General features: G+C 63.3%; 17 protein-coding genes. 6 read left to right on the top strand and 11 right to left on the bottom strand.

The genetic code is table 11. The features are described 5' to 3' along the window. Positions 1–6 precede the first annotated feature (6 nt). The 5 genes from SKZ59_RS13660 to SKZ59_RS13640 form a co-directional block, all read right to left on the bottom strand. A complete protein-coding gene (locus SKZ59_RS13660) occupies positions 7–1,446 on the bottom strand; it encodes a type II and III secretion system protein family protein (RefSeq protein WP_319992075.1) in 1,440 nt (479 codons plus the stop codon). A gap of 18 nt (positions 1,447–1,464) precedes the next feature. Continuing rightward, positions 1,465–2,325: a Flp pilus assembly protein CpaB gene (gene cpaB, locus SKZ59_RS13655; protein ID WP_219328506.1), complete on the bottom strand. Its 861-nt coding sequence runs from the start codon at positions 2,323–2,325 to the stop codon at positions 1,465–1,467. Beyond that, positions 2,322–3,695 carry an ATP-binding protein gene (locus tag SKZ59_RS13650; RefSeq protein ID WP_219328507.1) on the bottom strand — a complete coding sequence of 458 codons (1,374 nt, stop codon included), beginning with the start codon at positions 3,693–3,695 and terminating at the stop codon, positions 2,322–2,324. Before SKZ59_RS13650 ends, cpaB begins: the two co-directional genes overlap by 4 nt. A gap of 93 nt (positions 3,696–3,788) precedes the next feature. Beyond that, a complete protein-coding gene (locus tag SKZ59_RS13645) occupies positions 3,789–4,322 on the bottom strand; it encodes a prepilin peptidase (RefSeq protein WP_070304497.1) in 534 nt (177 codons plus the stop codon). Between the two features lie 53 nt (positions 4,323–4,375). Beyond that, complete coding sequence (locus SKZ59_RS13640; RefSeq protein ID WP_034752975.1) at positions 4,376–4,558, bottom strand: Flp family type IVb pilin; 183 nt, start codon at positions 4,556–4,558, stop codon at positions 4,376–4,378. A gap of 481 nt (positions 4,559–5,039) precedes the next feature. On the opposite strand from SKZ59_RS13640, the gene SKZ59_RS13635 reads away from it, so the two are divergent. Then, complete coding sequence (locus SKZ59_RS13635; RefSeq protein WP_319992074.1) at positions 5,040–6,086, top strand: GGDEF domain-containing protein; 1,047 nt, start codon at positions 5,040–5,042, stop codon at positions 6,084–6,086. Here the strand turns inward: SKZ59_RS13635 and SKZ59_RS13630 are convergent. After that, positions 6,083–7,309, bottom strand: a complete 1,227-nt coding sequence (locus SKZ59_RS13630) for an HD-GYP domain-containing protein (RefSeq protein ID WP_319992073.1) — start codon at positions 7,307–7,309, stop codon at positions 6,083–6,085. The genes SKZ59_RS13635 and SKZ59_RS13630 overlap by 4 nt on opposite strands. A 137-nt stretch (positions 7,310–7,446) precedes the next feature. Here SKZ59_RS13630 and SKZ59_RS13625 point away from each other — a divergent pair, with 137 nt between their 5' ends. After that, on the top strand, positions 7,447–8,388 hold the full coding sequence (locus SKZ59_RS13625) for a LysR substrate-binding domain-containing protein (protein WP_319992072.1): 942 nt from the start codon (positions 7,447–7,449) through the stop codon (positions 8,386–8,388). Positions 8,389–8,582: 194 nt separating this feature from the next. Continuing rightward, positions 8,583–12,179, top strand: a complete 3,597-nt coding sequence (locus tag SKZ59_RS13620; RefSeq protein ID WP_319992071.1) for an indolepyruvate ferredoxin oxidoreductase family protein — start codon at positions 8,583–8,585, stop codon at positions 12,177–12,179. Between the two features lie 33 nt (positions 12,180–12,212). Here SKZ59_RS13620 and SKZ59_RS13615 read toward each other — a convergent pair whose 3' ends face one another. Then, the gene (locus SKZ59_RS13615; RefSeq protein ID WP_319992070.1) at positions 12,213–13,223 is read right to left on the bottom strand and encodes a substrate-binding domain-containing protein; all 1,011 of its coding nucleotides are present in this window, start codon (positions 13,221–13,223) and stop codon (positions 12,213–12,215) included. Positions 13,224–13,665: 442 nt separating this feature from the next. Here SKZ59_RS13615 and SKZ59_RS13610 point away from each other — a divergent pair, with 442 nt between their 5' ends. Further along, the gene (locus tag SKZ59_RS13610) at positions 13,666–13,998 is read left to right on the top strand and encodes a hypothetical protein (protein WP_034753595.1); all 333 of its coding nucleotides are present in this window, start codon (positions 13,666–13,668) and stop codon (positions 13,996–13,998) included. A gap of 7 nt (positions 13,999–14,005) precedes the next feature. Here the strand turns inward: SKZ59_RS13610 and SKZ59_RS13605 are convergent, their stop codons facing one another. Continuing rightward, on the bottom strand, positions 14,006–15,049 hold the full coding sequence (locus tag SKZ59_RS13605; RefSeq protein WP_319992069.1) for an MBL fold metallo-hydrolase: 1,044 nt from the start codon (positions 15,047–15,049) through the stop codon (positions 14,006–14,008). A gap of 169 nt (positions 15,050–15,218) precedes the next feature. On the opposite strand from SKZ59_RS13605, the gene SKZ59_RS13600 reads away from it, so the two are divergent. After that, positions 15,219–15,842 carry a TetR/AcrR family transcriptional regulator gene (locus tag SKZ59_RS13600; RefSeq protein ID WP_319992068.1) on the top strand — a complete coding sequence of 208 codons (624 nt, stop codon included), beginning with the start codon at positions 15,219–15,221 and terminating at the stop codon, positions 15,840–15,842. Here the strand turns inward: SKZ59_RS13600 and SKZ59_RS13595 are convergent. Both SKZ59_RS13595 and SKZ59_RS13590 read right to left on the bottom strand, forming a co-directional pair. Then, positions 15,815–16,912, bottom strand: coding sequence for a WD40/YVTN/BNR-like repeat-containing protein (locus SKZ59_RS13595; protein ID WP_034753594.1), 1,098 nt, complete (start codon positions 16,910–16,912; stop codon positions 15,815–15,817). The genes SKZ59_RS13600 and SKZ59_RS13595 overlap by 28 nt on opposite strands. Positions 16,913–16,926: 14 nt before the next feature. Then, positions 16,927–17,196 (bottom strand): MoaD/ThiS family protein, encoded by a 270-nt coding sequence (locus SKZ59_RS13590; RefSeq protein ID WP_319992067.1) that lies wholly within the window; start codon positions 17,194–17,196, stop codon positions 16,927–16,929. Positions 17,197–17,288: 92 nt separating this feature from the next. Here SKZ59_RS13590 and SKZ59_RS13585 point away from each other — a divergent pair, with 92 nt between their 5' ends. Next, positions 17,289–17,600, top strand: a complete 312-nt coding sequence (locus SKZ59_RS13585) for a hypothetical protein (RefSeq protein WP_046681950.1) — start codon at positions 17,289–17,291, stop codon at positions 17,598–17,600. An 18-nt stretch (positions 17,601–17,618) separates the two neighbouring features. Here SKZ59_RS13585 and SKZ59_RS13580 read toward each other — a convergent pair whose 3' ends face one another. Then, positions 17,619–19,298 carry a PQQ-binding-like beta-propeller repeat protein gene (locus SKZ59_RS13580; protein ID WP_319992066.1) on the bottom strand — a complete coding sequence of 560 codons (1,680 nt, stop codon included), beginning with the start codon at positions 19,296–19,298 and terminating at the stop codon, positions 17,619–17,621. Positions 19,299–19,342: the final 44 nt, after the last annotated feature.

Here is a 19,342-nt window from a genome sequence, read left to right as displayed (position 1 = left end):
CCCGTCTCATTTCAACTCGAAGCCGTTGGCCGCGCGCGGTGGCGGCACGGACGGCGGCGCCAGCGGCAAGGTGCCTTCCATCTTGCCGCGCAACATCAAGTCCGTGCGCGAGGGTGGCGCCAGCTGCGCCGTCGGCAGCACGGCGTCCGCCGGCAACGGTTTCACCAGGTGCGCGGTAATGACGAACAACAATTCCGTGCGGTCATGCTGGAAGTCCGTGCTGCGAAACAGCGCGCCGAGGATGGGCAGCTCGCTGAGCCACGGCACGCCCGTGATGTTGCTCACCTGGTTGTTCTTGATCAAGCCGCCGATGGCGTAGCTCTGGCCGTCGTACAGCTGCACCGTGGTCGAGGCGCGCCGCGTGGTAATCACGGGCAAAATGGAGCGCCCGCTGACGCCGGCGGCGGAAATGCCCACCCCCTCGCGCGACAGTTCCGACACTTCCGGCGCCACCTTCAAATTGATGCGCCCGCCCGACAGCACGGTGGGCGTAAAACGCAGGCCGACGCCATACTCGCGCTCTTCCAAGGTGATCTTGTTGTTGTCCTGGCCGACGGGAATGAAGATCTTGCCGCCGGCCAGAAAACTGCCCTCCTGCCCGCTGATCGCCATCACGGTCGGCTCGGCCAGGATGCGCACCAGGCCATCCTGTTTCTGCGCCTCGATGGTCAGCTGCTGGCCATTCGACTTGCGCACGTCGAGCAAGCCATTGGCCGTGCCGCTCAGGAAATTCGACAGCAAGGTGGTGGCCCAGCTGCCGGACGCGAAGCGCAAGGTGGCGCCCACTTCCAGCCGCTCCAGCAGCGACTTCGACACTTCGGCGATCTGCACGGCCAGCATCACCTGCTGCGGCGCGCTGACGTCAAGCATATTGATGATGCGGCTGTTTGCACCACCCGCGCCGCCAGCGGGCACCGTGGCGGCAGCCGGCATGGCGGCGCCGTCGGCGGGCTTGGGCAGCGCCAGCGGTGCGGTAGCGCGGCGCACATACGCGTGCGCCAGCTCGGTGGCGCGCAGCACGGCACCAGCGTCCTGCACCGTGCCCGACAGCACCAGGGTGTCGGCCACGGCCGTGACGCGAATGGCTTTTTCTTCCGGCATCAGGGCCGCCAGGGTCGTTTGCAAGCCGGACGGATCCATGCTGACGCTGACGTTCACCACGCTGCACACGCCGCTGCGTCCCTGGATGATCATATTCGTGCTGCCCACGTCGACACCGACCACATATAAAGTGTCGGGCGCGACCAGCATGGCTTGCAGCATGGCCGGATTGCCGACACTGCGGGCCAGCACCGCCTCGGGCAGGCGCAACATGCTCGACTTGCCCACCTGCAGCTGCAAGTTGCCGGGCGTCGCCGCTTCGCCGCCGCAGCGGGGACCAGGATCGGCTGCCGCGCCGGCAAGCGGCAACAGCAGGCAGCACAGTGTCAGCAGGGCGCGGTTCATGAGCGTGTCCATGGTTGGCTAAAAACATTCGCGCGACTGGCGCGTCCCATCGATGACGGTGCTGCACTGGCGCTGTGGTTCCGGCGGCGCCTTCGCCACGCGCACCGGACGCGGCGCCACGGCCAGCACGGGGGCGGCGGCAGGCACGGGAGCAGGCTCGGCGTCGTGCGGTCCGCCCAGCAAGGTCAGCTTGGTCGCGCCCGCCGTCACGCCCGGCTGCGGATCGACCTGGTTGCGCAGCACCAGCGACAGGCTGCCCACGCTGCGCGCCAGGTCCAGGTTTTCCGCCTGTTCCGGCGTCACTTCCAGGGTCACCGCGTTGACCACGCGCGGCTTGGTCTCGTCGCGCCCCACTTCCTGCGCCACGGCCAGCACGAGGATGCGTTCGAGCACGATCTTGGAAATGTTGCGGCTTTGCGGAAACGCGCGGTCGCCGGCATCTTGCTGGGTACTGACGATGATGTCGACATAGTTGCCCGGCAAGGCGAAGCCGGCCACGCCGATCACGTCGTTGACGCGCACGGTGATGGCGCGCCGCCCTTCCGTGATCAGGGCCGACAGGCCACCCAGGGTGCCGACGGGGGCCAGCTTGGCCTCGCTCAGCGGCTCGCCGCGCAACACGCTGGTTTTCAGCACGCGTCCCGCCAGTTTTGCCGGGTCTTGCAGCGCGCCTTGCGGCAAGCTTTCCGCCGGCCACTCGGCCAGGCGCAGCATCTCGGGTGTCAGGCGCTGGCCCAGATTGACATCGGTGGAGGCGACGACGATCTTGCCCTTGCCGGCCGGCGTCTGGCGCAGCAGCCAGTGCGAGGCCAGCAGCACGGCCAGCAGACCCAGCACCACGGCCAGGACCATCATCAGGAGGGCGCGCCGGTTTTTCATGCGATACGCTCGCACAGGCTGGCGGCCGGCATGTCGCAGCTGGCAAACAGGCTGCTCCAGGCCTGCTCCAGGGCGGCCACCGTCAGGCGCGCTTCACAGCCGGCGAAGCCGGCGAAGTCGCCCATGCGCGCCAGCAATTCCTGCGGATAGCTGGCCAGCAAGGGCCGTCCCTGCGCGCCATGCAGCTGCAGCAAATGGTTGATAGCCATTTCGTCGATGGCCATACCGGCCAGCCGGCATTGCTGGCGGAACAGGGCGCGATAGGCGTTCTCGGCCAGCGGCCCCACCTGCACCTTGTAGCCGATGCGGCGCAGCAAGGCGGCGTCAAACAGCTCGCCCGGCGGCACGTTCGTGGCCAGCACAAGGGCATTATCGAACGGCACGCTGATCTGCACGCCGCCGGGCAGGCCCAGCTGATCGCTGCCGCGCGCCAGCGGCTGCATCAGCCGCGTCAGCAATTCTTGCGCGCCCAGGCGCTGGCGGCCCAGGTCGTCGATGATCAGCATGCCGTTATTCGCCCGCACATGGGGCGGCGCCTGGTAGCAGCCGCCGCTGGCGTCATGGCGCAGTTCCAGCATGCCGGCGTCGAGCTCGGCGCCCACGTGGATCACGGGACGCTGGCACAGCACCCAGCGAATATCCGTGCTGCGGCGTTCCAGCGCCTGGCGCGCATGGCTGACGTGCTGCGGCGCGGGCGGCAGGTGCTGGGCCGGATCGTACAACTGGATGATGTCGTGGCCGACGACGATGGCGTAGGGCACGGCGACGAGGCCGTGCAGCAATTGTCCCAGCTGCAATGCCAGGGTGGACTTGCCGCTGCCGGGCGGACCGTACAGCAACAGCGAGCGCCCCGAATGCAGGGCCGCGCCGACCACGTCAAGCATGCCCGGCCCCGCATGGGCGCCACCGAGCACGGCGGCCAGGTCATCGCTGCCGACGCGCTGTTCCTGTGCCAGCCACGACTGGCGCGCCACCATGGCGCGGTACGCTTCCAGGGTGACGGGCGCGGCGCCGATATACGCGCAGCGTTCGAGGAAGGTGCTGGCGCGCTGCTTGCCGGCGCTCGTCAGCTGGTACTGCACATCGATATCGGATTCGCCGCGCCAGGCCACTTCGGCCATCTGCTCCGTCACCATGAAATCGAGCACTTCGCGCAAGACATTGATCGACAGGCGCAAGCGCGTCGTCAGCGCCGACAGGTGCGTCTTGCCGCCCACAAACATCAGCTTGGCGATCAGTTCGACGACCAGCGGCCGCTCGAGTCCCGTTTCACGCAAGCTCTTCGGCTGCGGCGGCAAGGGCGGCATCAGGTTCGTGTCGGCAGGGCGCGGCACGCTGTCGGTGCTCATGGAATAGTCGACCTCGGTCATGCTGCGTCTCCAAGCCGGTTAGGACTGCATTGAACAGAATTCATTCTAGCGAGCGAGAACTGGCGTCCATTGATTCAGAGCAATGAATGCCAATCAGAAATAATTCCGCCCTTGCACCACCAGGCAGCCCAAGGCAACGGCCAGTCCGTACGGCATGTTGCCCACGCTGGCGCCGCTGCCCAGCGCGCTTGGCGCCAGCGGAATGCCGGCCATGCGCGCGATCATCGGCCACATCAGCTGGCGCAGATTACCGAGGCAAACGCGCCACTTGCCCTGCCAGGTGATCATCAGCACGGCCATCACGCCGCCCAGGACAAATGTGGCAAAACAGATCTGCAGCACGGGCCAGGGACCGACAAAGGCGCCCACCATGGCGATCAGCTTGACGTCGCCGGCGGCCATGCCGCGCAGCACGTACAAGGGTAAAAAGAGGAAAAAACCCGTTGCCATGCCGCCCAGCACCAGTTGCGGCACGCGGTGTGGCCACAGCCACAAATGCAGCGCCAGCGCGGCGAGCATGCCCGCCAGCACCAGCCAATTCGGAATCTTGCGTTGGATCAAATCACTGACGGCGGCCCCCGTCACAAAGCACAGCAGCAGCAGGTCGCACAAGGCAGTTGCAGGCATGGCACACCTCCCGAAAAAAACCCGCCACTGGCCGGCCAGCGGCGGGCACCCGCTTAGGGCGTCAACACCAGGTTCGACGAAATATCGGTGAGGACGGCCAGCAAGTTGGTCTTGATCAGCAAGAAACCGGCCGTGATGGCGGTAGCCATCAACGCCGCGATCAGGCCGTATTCGATTGCCGTAATGCCATCCTCATCCTTGACAAACTGCTGTACTGCCGACAGGAAGGTATGCATGACAAGCTCCCAAAAGTGAATCACAAGTCCCTGGCGCAATCGGGTGGGAAACATTGCCCTTTCCTGCTAATATGTTTCCTGCCGTAAATTTCTGCGCCATTACATTGACTATAAAGCGTCCACGTTTTGGCAAATTGACGCGCCACAAGTTTCCACATGGAAATTATCAAACTCTGGTGAAATGGCGGCTGGCGCAAACAAATGTTGCGATCCGGATTGAAAGCCTGCGTCAGGGCAAGTTTTTTGCAATGCAGTGCATGAATCTCATGTATTTACATGAAATATTGCATACGTTAATTGCCTATTAGGCAAAAAGACATTATCCTGCTTAGCTCTTCTTTGGAAAGGCCTCTCGCCCGGCGGTACAGAGCGTCATGCCACCAAATAAATCTTGGCTTCTTGTAGACGGACGCGAACATGCTCTTGCTTGATGCAATGCTGGTATGACGACACTTGTGTGACCACTTTCCAGAGATCGACAATGGATTCCCTACTGAAACACATGGTGGACATGACCGGGCACCGCGACCATACGATGCTCGACATCTCCGTGATCTCGGCGGTCCAGGAACTCGCTGCCGCGTCGCAGACCCGTGTGTTGGCGCTGACCACCGTGCGTGGCCAGGTGTTCGTGCGGTCGCGGGCCATCATCGTGGCGGGCAGCGTAGCCCGCATGGAAGAGCATAACGACCCGACCCTGCCAGGCGAACCGCTGTCCGACTACCCGGCTCTGGCCGCCTGCATCAAGCGCCATGAAGCGAGCGCCGACACTCTGTGCGCGGACGGCCGCCACCTGCTGTGGCTGCCCATCTGGATCGGCGACCAGGTCACCACCTGCCTGGAAATCACCAATCCCACGCCGTATACGGGCGCCACCATCCAGGTGATCGGCGGCATCGTCAGCGTGTACCGCAATTTCCAGAACTTGCTCGACTACAGCGAACGCGATTCGCTCACCGGCTTGTTGAACCGCAAGACCTTCGACGACCAGCTGGCGAAAATCCTGCACAGCCGCGGCGAACCGGAAACGGAAAAGCCGCGTCCCGTCGATGAAGAACGGCGCCACCATACGGACACGGAACGGCAATGGCTGGCCGTGATCGACGTCGATCATTTCAAACTGGTCAACGATAAATTTGGCCACCTGTATGGCGATGAAGTGCTGATCCTGATCGCCAACCAGCTGCAATCGTCGTTCCGCTCGCAAGACCGCATCTTCCGCTTCGGCGGCGAGGAATTCGTCGTGCTGCTGCGCTCGATCACCCTGGAAAATGCACAGAAAATCATCGACCGCTTCCGCACCAATGTCGAAGCGCACGACTTCCCGCAAGTGGGCAGAGTGACCGTCAGCGTGGGCTTCGTCAGCATCAACGCCTACGAAGCGCCCGTCATCATCCTCGGCCGCGCCGACCAGGCCTTGTATTACGCCAAGAGCCATGGCCGCAATCTGGCGTGCCACTACGACGAACTGGTGGCAAAAGGCTTGCTGACAACCATTACCTCGAACGATACGGCAGAGTTTTTCTAAGCGTCTGCAAGGGAAAGAAAACGCATGGGATCGACTTGCCACTTGGCGGCCGACTCATGGCCGACGATCTTGTCGGCGCCGCCGAAGCCGAAGCCGCGCGACAGGTCGACCGTTTCCGGCTTGATGTAGGTCTTGCTCTTCGTACTGAAAAACACATTGACCTTCGGCGCCAGCAGATTGCTTTCGTGCGCCTCGATGACGACGGCCAGGCGGCCCGATTCCAGCATCACCATGGTGCCCACCGGATAGATACCCACGCAGCGCATGAAATCCTGCGCTAACACGGGATTGAAGTGGAATTTGCTCCACTCATAGATCTTGCGCAAGGCTTCGGCGGCGGGAATACCCTTGTGATAGCTGCGGTCCGACGTCAGCGCGTCATACACGTCGACGATGGCGGCCATCTGCGCCAGTTCGCTGATGGCGTCGCCGGCCAGCTGGTCCGGGTAGCCGCTGCCGTCGCGCCGTTCGTGGTGGTGCAGGGTGATGTCGAGGGGAATGGCGCCCACCTCGGGCGACTGGCGCAGGATGTCATAGCCGTCGCGCGGATGGCGCTTGATCTGGATAAACTCTTCCGGGCTCAGGGGACCCGGCTTGTTCAGCACGCTATCGGGCACCAGCGCCTTGCCCGTGTCGTGCAGCAAGCCGCCGAGACCGGCCTGGTGCGTGGTGGCCGCATCGATGCCGCGCGAGCGGCAAAACGCCACCAGCAGCGCGCACACGCTGACGGAATGCAGGAAGGTGTAGTCATCCTTGCTCTTGATACGCAACAAGCCGACGAGGGCGCCGGGATTGCGCAGGATCGATTCGGTAATATCCTGCACCGTGTGCTGCACGCGGTCGAGCTCGACCGCCTTGCCCAGGCGCACATCAGCCATCACCGTGCGCACCAGGCTCGCCGCCTGCCGCCGCACCTGCGTGGCGCGCGCCAGTTCCATGCCCAGCGACACGCGCGTGACCACTTGCGGCGGCGTGGCGATCTGCACCAGTTCGCGTTCCGTGTCAGCCTGCGCCTGCGCCACCGTGGGCGCGTCCTGCACGTCGAGGCCCTTGCTGCTGTCGATCACCACGTCGTGGATGCCTGCCTGCACGATCTTGCGGATTTCATCGTCGCTGCGCAACAGGAAACGGTTGCGCACGAATGGATGCGTCATCCAGTCGCAGCTGAGGTCATGAATGTACATGCCCACTTTTAATTGAGACGAATCAACTTTCTTGAGCATGCTGTCATCCCACAAATACGCGGCTGGAACACCGAAGGCGTTAGAATGAGTATAACAAAATTGTTATTCTGCTGGCCGCGTTCGGCGCTGCGGCGCAATATGCTGCTTTTCCGCTCAACGCACCGCTTTTGGGACCCATGGAACTGCGCCAATTACGCTACTTTGTTGCCATCGTCGACCACGGCTCGCTGTCGCGCGCGGCCCTGATCCTGCACGTGGCGCAGCCGGCCCTGACGCAGCAGCTGCGCCAGCTGGAAGAGGAATTGGGCGTACAGCTGCTGCACCGCTCGGCCCAGGGCGTGCTCAGCACGGACGCGGGCAAGGTGTTTTACGAACATGCGCAAGCGATTTTGAAACAGGTGGCCGACGCCCGTTCGGCCGTCACGCAAAGCGCCACGCGGCCGTCGGGCAACGTCACCCTGGGCTTGCCGCACAGCATATCGGGCGCGCTGGCCCTGCCCCTGCTGCTGGCCGCGCGCGAACGCTACCCTGAAATCACCCTGCAACTGACGGAAGAAATCACGGGCAACCTCAATGAACAGCTCAAATCGGGACGCATCAACCTGGCCGTGCTGTTCGACGATGGCCAGCTGACCCCGTTTGCCTGCAGTCTCCTGGTGGAAGAAGAGATGCGTTTCATCTGCCGCAGCGACTCGCCGTTCGCGCCCCCGGGCTCGGCGCTGTCGTTCCCGCAGGCGTTGAGCGCCACCCTGATCCTGCCGGGCCTGCAGCATGGCGTGCGCCCGCGCATCGACAGCCGCGCCCGCGAACTGGGCCTCGAGACGGCGAACGTGATCGAGATCAACTCGATCGCCATCCTGAAATCGGCCATCCTGGCAGGCATGGGCGCCACCATCCTGCCCGCCGCGCCCCTGCTGGCCGAACTCGACAGCGGCGCCATGCGCAGCTACGCCATCCACAGCCCCGTCCTGTCGCGCACAGTGGCCCTGTGCGCCTCGAAAAACATTCCCCTGACGAATGCCGGCAATGCCGTGAAGAACCTCGTGCTGCAAGTGGCCGCCGAGCTGTGCGGCAGCGGGCGTTGGGTGGGGGCGCACGTGCTCTCGCCCATGACATAAGTATTTCTTATACCCCCATCGTCAAACCGTATTTGCCCCTTCCCCATGGTCGTTCTACACTGACCACATTAACTATTTTAAATTTAAAATAGTTATGTGCCGCCCACACGCGGCCATCCCGTCTGCACAGCGCGCGCCTTACCGGGCGCGTCCCTTGTACAGCCGTCATCTGAAACACCCTTTTGGAGACAGCCATGTCCGTGACCACGGAAAACGGCTCCGCAGCGTTCGCTAGAAACGCCGGTGCCGCGCCATCTACACCCCCCGACACTTCCCGTTTGACCACCGTCAGCCTCGACGACAAATACACGGCCACTTCCGGCGCCATCTTCCTGTCCGGCATCCAGGCCCTCGTACGTCTGCCGATGATGCAGCGCCTGCGCGACCAGGCTGCTGGCCTGAACACGGCCGGTTTCATCTCCGGCTACCGCGGTTCGCCCTTGGGCGGCCTCGACGAGAACCTGTGGAAAGCCAAGAAACAGCTGGAAGCGCACCACGTGCAGTTCGTGCCCGGCGTCAACGAAGACCTGGCCGCCACGGCCGTCTGGGGTTCGCAGCAGGTCGACCTGATCGGCCCGGCCAAGTACGACGGCGTGTTCGCCATGTGGTATGGCAAGGGTCCTGGCGTGGACCGCTGCGGCGATGTCTTCAAGCACATGAACCATGCGGGCACGGCGAAACTGGGCGGCGTGCTGCTGGTGGCCGGCGATGACCATGGCGCCTATTCGTCGACCCTGCCGCACCAGTCCGACCATTTGTTCTCCGCCTCGATGATCCCCGTCCTGTATCCATGCAATGTGCAGGAATACCTGGACCTCGGCATCCACGGCTGGGCCATGTCGCGCTTTTCTGGCTGCACGGTCGCTTTCAAGGCACTGGCCGACACGGTCGAATCGTCGGCCTCCATCGATGCCGACCCGTTCCGCGTGGAAGTGAAAATTCCGCAGGATTTCCAGATGCCCGAAGGCGGCCTGAACGCGCGCCTGTCGAGCATCCCGCTGGGCCAGCAGGCGCGCAACCAGGAAGCGCTGATGCAGGATTACAAGATCTATGCGGCTCTCGCTTACGCGCGAGAAAACAAGCTCAACCACACCACCATCGACAGCCCGAACGCCAAGCTGGGCATCATCGCTTCCGGCAAATCCTACCTGGACGTGCTCGAGGCGCTGGAAGAGCTGGGCATCGACGAGCAAATGGCGGCCGACGTCGGCATGCGCCTGTTCAAGGTGGCCATGCCGTGGCCGCTGGAACCGGACAGCGTGCGCGAATTCGCGCAAGGCCTCGATGAAATCCTCGTCGTCGAAGAAAAACGGCAAATCGTCGAATACCAATTAAAAGAGCAGTTGTACAACTGGCGCGACGACGTGCGCCCACGCGTGATCGGCAAATTCGACGAAAAAGGCGAATGGGTGGCGCCACGCGGCGAATGGCTGCTGACCTCGAAGGCGGATTTTTCCGTCTCGCAAGTGGCACGGGTCATCGCCAGCCGCATCGCGCGCCTGATTTCCGACCCCGTCACGTGCGACCTGATCAAGGCACGCCTGAGCTTCCTCGACGCCAAGGATGCGGTGCTGAAAAAGGCCGTAAATACGCCGTTCCGCCCCGCGTTCTACTGCTCCGGCTGCCCGCACAACACCTCGACCAAGGTCCCCGACGGCAGCCTGGCGCTGGCCGGCATCGGCTGCCACGTGATGGCCACGTCGATCTACCCGGAAATGAACAAGCTGACCACGCACATGGGCGGCGAAGGCGCGCCATGGATCGGGCAAGCCGCGTTCTCGGAACTGCCTCACGTGTTCCAGAACCTGGGCGACGGCACATATTTCCATTCCGGTTATCTGGCCATCCGTGCCGCGCAGGCGGCCAAGGTGAATATCACTTACAAAATCCTCTACAACGACGCCGTCGCCATGACGGGAGGCCAGCCCGTGGACGGCCTCATCACCGTCCCGATGATGGCGCAGCAGGTGGCGGCCGAAGGCATCGCCCGCATTGCGCTGGTGACGGAAGACCTGAGCCGCTACAGCGACCGCAGCAACCTGCCCGCCCACCTGACCTTGCACGATCGCAAGGACATGGATGCCGTGCAGCGCGAATTGCGTGAAGTCCAAGGCGTATCCGTGCTGATCTACGACCAGACCTGCGCGGCCGAGAAACGCCGGCGCCGCAAGAAAGGCGAGTATCCGGACATTGCCAAGCGCATGGTCATCAACGACGCCGTCTGCGAAGGCTGCGGCGACTGCGGCGTGCAGTCGAACTGCGTGTCGATCTTGCCGAAAGAGACGGAATTTGGCCGCAAGCGCACCATCGACCAATCCTCGTGCAACAAGGATTACTCGTGCGCCAAGGGTTTCTGCCCCAGCTTCGTCACCGTCGAGGGCGGCAGCCTGAAGAAGACCAAGACGGGCGCGAGCAAAGCAGGTGAGACGGACAACTTCGGCCCACTGCCGGAACCCGTCCTGCCCGCTTGCGACGCGCCGTACAACATCCTGATCAACGGCATCGGCGGCACCGGTGTCATCACCGTCGGCGCCCTGATGGGCATGGCGGCGCACCTGGAAGGCAAGGGCGCGTCCGTGCTGGACATGACGGGCATGTCGCAAAAGAACGGTTCCGTCACCTCGCACGTGAAAATTGCCAAATCCCCCGCGCACATCCGCGCACAGCGCATTGCCACGGGTGAAGCGGACCTGATCCTGGGCTGCGACATGCTGACGGCCGGGGCGCAGGATGCCGTGTCGAAAATGCGTCCGGGCCGCAGCCTGGCAGTCGTCAATCTGCACGAGCAGCCGCCGGGCACGTTTGCGCAGAATGCGGACTGGCAATATCCGACGGCCGAAGTGCGCCAGCTGATCGAGGAATCCGTCGGTGGCGCCGATGCGGCCGACTTCATCGACGCCACCAAACTGGCCACCGCGCTGATGGGCGACTCGATTGCCGCCAACTTGTTCATGCTCGGCTACGCCTGGCAAAAGGGCCGCATCCCGTTGACGGAAGCGGCCTTGCTGCGCGCCATTGAACTCAATGGCGTGGGCATCGAATCGAACAAGAAGAGTTTCCTGTGGGGCCGCCGCGCCGCCGTCGACGTGCGCCGTGTCACGCAAATCGCCACGCCGTCGCAAGCGATCATCGTGCAAATGCCGCAAAGCCTCGACAGCGTCATCAAGAAGCGCGTGGAGTTCCTCACGGCCTACCAAAACGCCGCGTATGCGGATGGTTATGCGACCTTGGTGAAACAGGTGCGCGACCGCGAAAACACCCTGGGGCTGGGACAGAAACTGTCGACCGCCGTGGCGAAAAGCTATTTCAAATTGCTGGCCTACAAGGATGAATACGAAGTGGCGCGCCTGTACACGGATGGCCGTTTCGTCGAGCAATTGCAGCAGCAATTCGAAGGGAATTTCTCCGTCAAATTCAACCTGGCGCCGCCACTGTTTGCGAAAAAGGATGCGAAAGGGCATCTGGTGAAAGCGGAGTTCGGTTCCTGGATGTGGCGCGCCTTCAAGCTGCTGGCCAAAGCCAAGGGCTTGCGCGGCGGCACCTTCGACCTCTTCGGCTACACGGCCGAGCGCAAGATGGAGCGCGCGCTGATCGTCGAATACCGCGAACTGCTGGCCGGCCTGCTGGTCAACCTGACGGCGGAGAACCTGTCTACCTGCGTGGAACTGGCCTCCCTGCCCGAGAAAATCCGCGGCTTCGGCCACGTCAAGGAAGCGGCCGTCGATACTTACCGCAAGGATAAGGCGAGACTATTGGCCGTGCTGGCGGATGGAAGCAAGCACGCGGCATAAAAGACAACGCAGAGCCTCGGCTCTGCGTTTTTTTTATTCGGGGCAGCGCCCCACCGTCGCTCCCGGCAACAGCACCGGCTGCCAGATTTCCTGCAGCCGTTCCGGCGGCGTGCCGGCCAGCAGCGATTCCAGCATTTCGACCATCTTCGCGCCAGCGCGGCGCAGGTCGGGCTGGTCGATGGTGGTGACGTTGATGCCGATCAAGGTGTCTTCCACATTGCCCCAGACGATGACGGAGATTTCCTTGCCGATCTCGATGCCCGCATCCATCAGCGCGCGCACCACGCCCACGCCGGACAAATGGTTGTCGACGATGACGGCCGTGGGTCGGGGCGAGCAGGCCAGCAATTGCTGCATGGCCTGGTAGCCGCTGCGGCGATCAAAAGTATTGTCGAGCAGATAGGCGGGATCGACCGGCAAGCCCGCTTGCGCCATGCAGCGGATAAAGCTTTCCTTGCGCTCATACGCAAAATGCAAATCCAGCGGCGCGCTCAGCAGGGCGATGCGCTGGTGGCCATGTGCCGCCAGGAAAGACACGGCCAGGTCGATGCCCGTGTCGTTGTCGTAGTCAAAATAGGCGTACGGCGCGTCGATGCGCGTGCGGCCATTCGTGACAAAGGGAAAGCCCACTTTCGTCAGGTAGGCGATGCGTTCGTCGACCACCTTGGTGCGGCCCACCACCAGGCCATCGACCTGGCGCCCGCGCACCATGTTTTCATACGAGGGCTGTTCGTTCTGCGGCGACACGGGCGCGATGATCAAACTCATCTTCGACGCTTCGACGGCGTCGGACATGCCATTGACCACGGAAAGAAAGACGCTGTCGCCCAGGTCGCTGGGCAGCAAGGGATAGATCATGCCGAGCACATTCGTGCGGCCGACGGCCAGGCTGCGCGCAAGCGGATTGGGCCGGTAGCCGACTTTCTTGGCGGCGGCCAGGACGATTTCACGGGTGCGGGAATTGACTTCCGGATAGCCGTTCAACGCCCTGCTGACTGTCGTTTTCGACATGCCGAGGGCAATTGCGAGGCTCTTGAGATTCATGTTAACTACCTGTCTGTATGGCAAAAGAAACCAACTCTGACCGTCCATTATAGCCCAGAGCGCCAAACAGGCCGCGCATTAGCGGGCGCAGACATGGTATAAAAACAACAATACATTGACTATCTAAAAAGCAACGTTTTAAATGTGAGCACTTGTGCCCCTCTACGGCACGGCGTCACCGATGGCAGAGAAACAATGCTCGCAAGCGACAGCATGTACTCACTTCGACAATCATTGCCTCACCTTTGGCATGCCGCTTCGGCAACACAGGGCGCGCGCGATAGCATTATCAAGAAAACATATTGACTGGAACTGTGCGAGAATTTGTCCTACTCTTGATTCAGGTAAAGGTTACTGCCAGGCATGTTGCGTCTGATGCAACACATGGCCCGGGCCCCCTCCCTTCCCTGTACGCCTGGACATACTTTCAAAGGTGAACAATGTGGTATCGCTAACGTCCGTCAACAACTTGCAAGCCTCGCTGGCCACGGCGCAGCGCAGGGTCGAACAAGGCCAGAACCAGGTGCAGCGCGACAGCGAACAGCTGGCACAAAGCCGCCAGTTGCTGGCGCGGGAACAGGAATCGCTGAGCCAAACGCAACGCAGCAGCCAGCAAGCGCAGGCCGATGCCCCGGCCGCCGTCAAGGCACCGCAGCTGGACCAGGCGATCAAGGTGGCCGTGCCGCAACAAGCGGCCCCGGCCGCACCGAAAAGCACGCCCCAGCTGAACGGCTATGGCCAGACCCTCGGCCGCCTGATCGACGTGACGGCCTGAGCCAACGTTACTGCGCCATCTCTTCTTCCAGCATTGCCAGCCACCATTTTTCGCCTTTTTTCGGCTGCGCCAGGTCGACCGCTTCGCCCATCTGCGGCGTGGCCAGGTTCACGCCCTGTTTGGCCGCCAGCCCCGTGATGCGGTCGAACGGTTCGTGCCAGGCATGCAGCCCCAGGTCAAACGTGCCGTTGTGCACGGGCATGAGCCACTTGCCGCGCAAGTCCTGGTGCGCTTGCAAGGTCTGTTCCGGCTGCATGTGCACGTCCGGCCAGAGTTTGTCGTAGGCGCCCGTCTCGATCATGGTCATGTCGAACGGGCCGTACTTGTCGCCGATCTGCTTGAAACCGTCGAAATAGCCGGAGTCGCCGCTGAAAAACACGCGCACGTCCGGAGCGTCGATGACCCACGACGCCCACAGGGTTTGATTGCTGTCAAACAGGCCGCGCCCCGAGAAATGCTGCGACGGCGTGGCGACGAGTTTCACTCCGGCAATCGTCGTGCCTTGCCACCAGTCGAACTGCTGCACCTTTTCCTTCGGTACGCCCCATTCGACGAGGATATCGCCCACGCCCAGCGGCGCAACGAAGTGTTCGGTCTTGGCGGCCAGTTGCAGCACGGCGGCATAGTCGAGGTGGTCGTAATGGTTGTGCGACAGGATGATGGCCTTGATCGGCGGCAAGTCAGCGATGCTGATGGGCGGCTGGTGGAAACGTTTCGGTCCCGCCCACTGCATCGGCGAGGCGCGCTCGGAAAACACGGGGTCGGTGAGGAAGAATTCGCCGTTAAGTTTCAGCAGCAGGGTCGAATGGCCGAGGCGAAACAGGCTGTTGTCGGGCGCGGCCAGCAGCTGCGCCCGGGTCAAGGCTTGCACGGGAACGGCCGCGGCCGGCACCGTGCTATCCGGTTTATCAAAGACAAATGTCCACAGCAGCTTGAGCGTCGCTGTCGTGCCCAGCTTGTACATTTCCACGGGATTGCGGAACTTGCCTTCGTGGCGTTGCGGTGATTCAGCGGGCGCGGCAGGCGCGGCGCGCAAGGTGCAAGAACTCATGATGATCAGGACTCCCAGAAAGAAGAGACGACGTGCGGCTCGGTGCAAGTGCATATATGGCCCGGCAAGGAATTAACAAGGATTAAATTACACTACACAGTGTAGTTCCTATTTCTGGCAAAGTAAACCAAGAGGTGTAAAATATTGTTTTCAAAGGAGATTTTCAGCCATGGCCGCACCGCAACGCCTCACCGACCGCAAGCGCGTCGCCATCGTCGATGCCGCCATCGCCGAGTTCCGCGACCACGGCTTTGATGCGACCAGCATGGACAGGATCGCTGCCTCGGCCGCCGTTTCCAAGCGCACCGTGTACAACCATTTCCCCAGCAAGGACGAGTTGTTCGCGGAAATCCTGCAGCGCATGTGGGAAAGCAGCGTGTCCCAGCCAGCCGTGCCCTATGTGGCCGACCAGCCGCTACGGCCGCAGGTGCTGGCGCTGGTCGAGCAGAAAATGGAATTGCTGTGCGATCCCGCCTTCATCGACCTGGCGCGTGTGATCTTTGGCGAAACCATCCACTCGCCCGAGCGGGCGCAAGCCATGGTGGCGCGCCTGAATGAGAAGGAAACGGGACTGAATATCTGGATCCGCGCGGCGCAGCAAGACGGGCGCATCAAGGCGGGCGAGACCCTGGAAGTGGCGCATCTGCTGATGTCGCCTTTAAAAACCTTTGCCTTTTGGCCGCAGATCACCATGGGTGAGCCCCTGCTGGGCCCGGCACGCCAGCGCGAAGTAGCGGAACTGGCCGTCGATATCTTCCTGTGCTATTACGGCGTGGCGAAACAGACGGCATAAACGGGCGGCAAGTGGGCAGACAGCGTCTGCCAGTGTTCGCCCTCATCGCCGGAATACCAGGCGCCGCCCGTCGTCGACGCCATCAATAAACTGCGCCCGTCGTCGGCCAGCGCCAGCCCGTGGCGGTAGATGAGGTCGTAGCAATGCTGCTGCGGCAGTCCATCGCGCAACACTTCGAAAGTTTTTCCGCCATCGCGCGTGCGCGTGACGGCCAGCGCGCCGTCGATGGGAATGCGCAGCACGTCCGCCTGCGCCGGCACGAACCAGGCCGTACCGCCATCGCGCGGATGCACGGCCACGGCAAAGCCGAAATGCGACAGCGGCGCCGTCGTCACTTCCTGCCAGTGCCAGCCGGCATCGTCCGAACGCCAGATGCCGTTATGGTGCTGGCACCACAGCGCGTCCGGCGTGCCGGCACTGCGCACGATGCGGTGCGGGTCTTGCACGGCTTCGTTTTCATCGAGCTCGGGCGGCATGTAGTCGGCGCGCATGCCCGTCGCGCTCAAGGCCCAGCTGGCGCCGCCATCGAGCGTTTGCCACACGCCGCCGCAGGACACGCCGACGAGCACTGTGTTGCTGTCGCGCGGGTCGACGCAGATGCTGTGGATGCCGGGCACGTCATAGCCGCCGCCAAACCACTGCGCCCGCTGCGGCACGTTCCACAAGGACTCCACCAGCTGCCAGCTCTCACCGCGGTCGTTGGAGCGGAACAGGCCGCCAGGCAAGGTGCCCGCCCACAGCACGCCGGGCTGGTCCGGGCCGCCGGCCGCCAACGACCAGATTTGCCGCAAGGTCCAGTCCACGGTATCGGTGCTGTCCTCGGGCTTGGCGGGATAGGCGGGCACGGCGACTTCCTGCCACGCGCTGGCGCCCGCGTCGAGGCGGTGCAGCTTGGCGCCGAAGTGGCCCAGGTTCAGGGCCGCGTACACGGCACCGTCGCGGCCATCGTGCAGCAGCATGGAGACGGGATCGCCGGCAAACTGCACCAGCGCCAGCTGCCAGGCGCCGGCCGCATCGACATCGAACTGGAACAGCCCCTTGCGAGTGCCGAGATACGCGCGTTGAACCATGCCTTGTCCCATACTTAACCTCCGGAAAGTGCCTGCAAGATATAGACCTGACTGTCGGGCAGCAAGGCATCGTCGAGCACGCGCCGCTCGCGGCAACGGGCGCCGTCGATGAAGATCACCACGTTCGGGCGCAACGCGCCCTGCTCGTCGAGCACATAACCGCGCAGGCGCGGCTGCTGCGCAAACGCGGCATCGAGGGCGGCGCGCAGGCGTGGTGCATCGACGTCCACCATGGGGACGTCGAGGTAGCGTGCCAGTTGTTGCGTAAAATGCAGATGCGCCATGCTGCCCTTCGACGTCGTCGGCCTCGACTCATTCTAGTCCGCTTTGCGGCCAATACAATTAAAATAGCGGCAAGCACACAAGGAGGCCAGGCATGACGATTACCCCGGAAGAACTAGCGGTGCTGATGCAGGAAGTGGAGGTGGCCGATCCCATCGATTTTGCCGACCTGCCCTTCAACGAGCAGGAATTGCGCGGACTGATCGCCAACCACCTGTGCGAGATGGCCGACGCCATGGAAAGTTTCAGCCCGGAAGACCGCAACCTGGCCCTGCTGGCCGTGGCGGCCAAGCTGGTGCTGGAAAACCTCGTCTTGCACGTGCAGCTGCTGCGCCGCCACGGCTTGCCCGTGAGCGACAGCGTGGATGCGCTGCTGCAGCGGCTCAAAAGCCCGGGCAAGCCCTAGCCGCCGCGCGGCAAGCCGCTACTGCAGGTTGATGGCGGTCAAGACCATGCTGCTGCCGGGCAAATCCGTACCTTGGCGGATGTACAGCACGCCATGGCGCGACAGTGCCAGGCTGCCGCCCATGCGGTAGGTCCAGACGGCCTTGCGGCTGGCCAGGTCGATCGCATAGGTATTGTTGCGCCCGCCAACAAACAGCAGATTGCCGGTGACGATCAGATCGCCGCCAAAGTACTCATCGAGGGCCGTATCGAGGGGCCAGCGCCACAGGAGCGCACCATCGCCGAGCTGGCGCGCCTCGAGCGACCGGCTGGCCTGGTCGCCCACGTACACGATGCCCTGCGCCACCACCGGCTGCGTGCTGAACTGTCCCTGCACCGTCCAGCGCACGGCGCGGCTATCCACGTCAACCAGGCTCAGGCTGTTATCCGCCGTCTCGCCAGCCGGCGGCCGCTGATTGAGCACCAGCACACTGCCGGCATCGGCCAGCACGGGCGCCTGGCGCAAGCTGCTCTTGTTCAAGCCCCCCAGCACCTGACCCGGCACCGCCACGCTGAAGCGGGCCGTGCCATCGGTGATATTGAACGCCGTCAATGTCCCTGCCGCATGGCTGTACACCGTGCCCCCACTGACGGCGGGCGTCCAGTCGTTGACGTTGCCCAGCTTGGGCAAGCCGAGGCTGGCAGACCAGCGGGTCTGGCCCGCCGCCGCATCGATGCCGCTGATATCGTTATTACCGCCCACATAGACATTGCCGCCAGAAAAGGTGGGCGCCGTCGCCAGGGAAACACCCAGCAGCGCGCCATTCGTATTCGGCGGACGCACGCCGAGCGGCGCACCGCCAGCGAGCGCATCGAAGACATACACGGTATCGCTGCCGGCCATGGCCAGCTTGCCGCCCGCAACGGCTGGCGCGCCCAGATAGCCATCCGACGTGAGCGACTGGGTCCAGCGCGCCTGGCTATCGCTCTCGTTGAGTGCCGTCACGGTCGAGGTGGTCACATATTTGGTGCTGCTGCCGTCCACCGGCGCGGCGGACTGCTGGCTGACATACACGAGGCCGTTGGCAGCCACCACGGGACTGCCGACGAAGCCGCGCGGGGAAGTGGGGCCCAGCCAGGTCCAGCGCCGCGTGAAGCGGCTGCTGTCGAGGGTGACCGGCACCAGGCCCGTATGCGCGGCATTGCCATTCACGCCTTCCCAGTCGCCTACGCCGGGCAAGGCCTGCAGCGCACCCATGCTGCCGGCGAGCGGCGCGACAGTGACCTTGTAATCGATGCTTTCCGTCTTGTAGAGGCCCACTGTGGCGGGCAGGGACAGCTCGATCCTGCCCGTGTACACGCCCGGCGCCAGGCTCGGCAGCGCCTTGAACGTCAGCAGCCAGCTGCCATCGGCCTGCTCCTGGCGGTCGGCCATCTGCAGCACGCTAGCCGTGCCGCTGGCCGGTTGTTCATGCGGCTGGGGACGCGCATCGGTCACGCCATCGGCCAGGCGCACGGTCACGCGGATGTCATCGCAGGTGGCGCCAGGCTGGGCCGTACAGCTGCCGCTCACTGCCGACAGGGTCATGCCGGGTTTTTCCTGCAAGCCAGGCGGCACGCCAACGCTACTGCCGGAACCGCCGCCACAGGCGGACAAGGTAGTCATGATAGCCAGCGGCAATGCGGCGGCCTGCCACAACGAAGGGAGTAATGTACGCATGCAATGTCCATGTTGAGGTTTCATTTCCTCCCCAATGGAGGTGT

The sequence above is a fragment of the Janthinobacterium sp. GMG2 genome (genome assembly GCF_033949445.1).
Taxonomy (GTDB): Bacteria; Pseudomonadota; Gammaproteobacteria; order Burkholderiales; family Burkholderiaceae_D; genus Janthinobacterium; species Janthinobacterium aestuarii.
Note: the sequence above shows the minus strand (reverse complement) of the source record. Positions and strands in the feature narration are given on the sequence as shown.

Excerpts from the sequence above, each read along its gene's own strand:
- cpaB (WP_219328506.1), bottom strand. The coding sequence starts at position 2,325 with ATGAAAAACCGGCGCGCCCTCCTGATGATGGTCCTGGCCGTGGTGCTG.
- SKZ59_RS13595 (WP_034753594.1), bottom strand. The coding sequence starts at position 16,912 with ATGGTTCAACGCGCGTATCTCGGCACTCGCAAGGGGCTGTTCCAGTTC.
- SKZ59_RS13620 (WP_319992071.1), top strand. The coding sequence starts at position 8,583 with ATGTCCGTGACCACGGAAAACGGCTCCGCAGCGTTCGCTAGAAACGCC.
- SKZ59_RS13640 (WP_034752975.1), bottom strand. The coding sequence starts at position 4,558 with ATGCATACCTTCCTGTCGGCAGTACAGCAGTTTGTCAAGGATGAGGAT.
- SKZ59_RS13605 (WP_319992069.1), bottom strand. The coding sequence starts at position 15,049 with ATGAGTTCTTGCACCTTGCGCGCCGCGCCTGCCGCGCCCGCTGAATCA.
- SKZ59_RS13590 (WP_319992067.1), bottom strand. The coding sequence starts at position 17,196 with ATGGCGCATCTGCATTTTACGCAACAACTGGCACGCTACCTCGACGTC.
- SKZ59_RS13600 (WP_319992068.1), top strand. The coding sequence starts at position 15,219 with ATGGCCGCACCGCAACGCCTCACCGACCGCAAGCGCGTCGCCATCGTC.
- SKZ59_RS13645 (WP_070304497.1), bottom strand. The coding sequence starts at position 4,322 with ATGCCTGCAACTGCCTTGTGCGACCTGCTGCTGCTGTGCTTTGTGACG.
- SKZ59_RS13615 (WP_319992070.1), bottom strand. The coding sequence starts at position 13,223 with ATGAATCTCAAGAGCCTCGCAATTGCCCTCGGCATGTCGAAAACGACA.
- SKZ59_RS13635 (WP_319992074.1), top strand. The coding sequence starts at position 5,040 with ATGGATTCCCTACTGAAACACATGGTGGACATGACCGGGCACCGCGAC.
- SKZ59_RS13650 (WP_219328507.1), bottom strand. The coding sequence starts at position 3,695 with ATGACCGAGGTCGACTATTCCATGAGCACCGACAGCGTGCCGCGCCCT.
- SKZ59_RS13630 (WP_319992073.1), bottom strand. The coding sequence starts at position 7,309 with ATGCTCAAGAAAGTTGATTCGTCTCAATTAAAAGTGGGCATGTACATT.
- SKZ59_RS13585 (WP_046681950.1), top strand. The coding sequence starts at position 17,289 with ATGACGATTACCCCGGAAGAACTAGCGGTGCTGATGCAGGAAGTGGAG.
- SKZ59_RS13625 (WP_319992072.1), top strand. The coding sequence starts at position 7,447 with ATGGAACTGCGCCAATTACGCTACTTTGTTGCCATCGTCGACCACGGC.
- SKZ59_RS13660 (WP_319992075.1), bottom strand. The coding sequence starts at position 1,446 with ATGAACCGCGCCCTGCTGACACTGTGCTGCCTGCTGTTGCCGCTTGCC.
- SKZ59_RS13580 (WP_319992066.1), bottom strand. The coding sequence starts at position 19,298 with ATGCGTACATTACTCCCTTCGTTGTGGCAGGCCGCCGCATTGCCGCTG.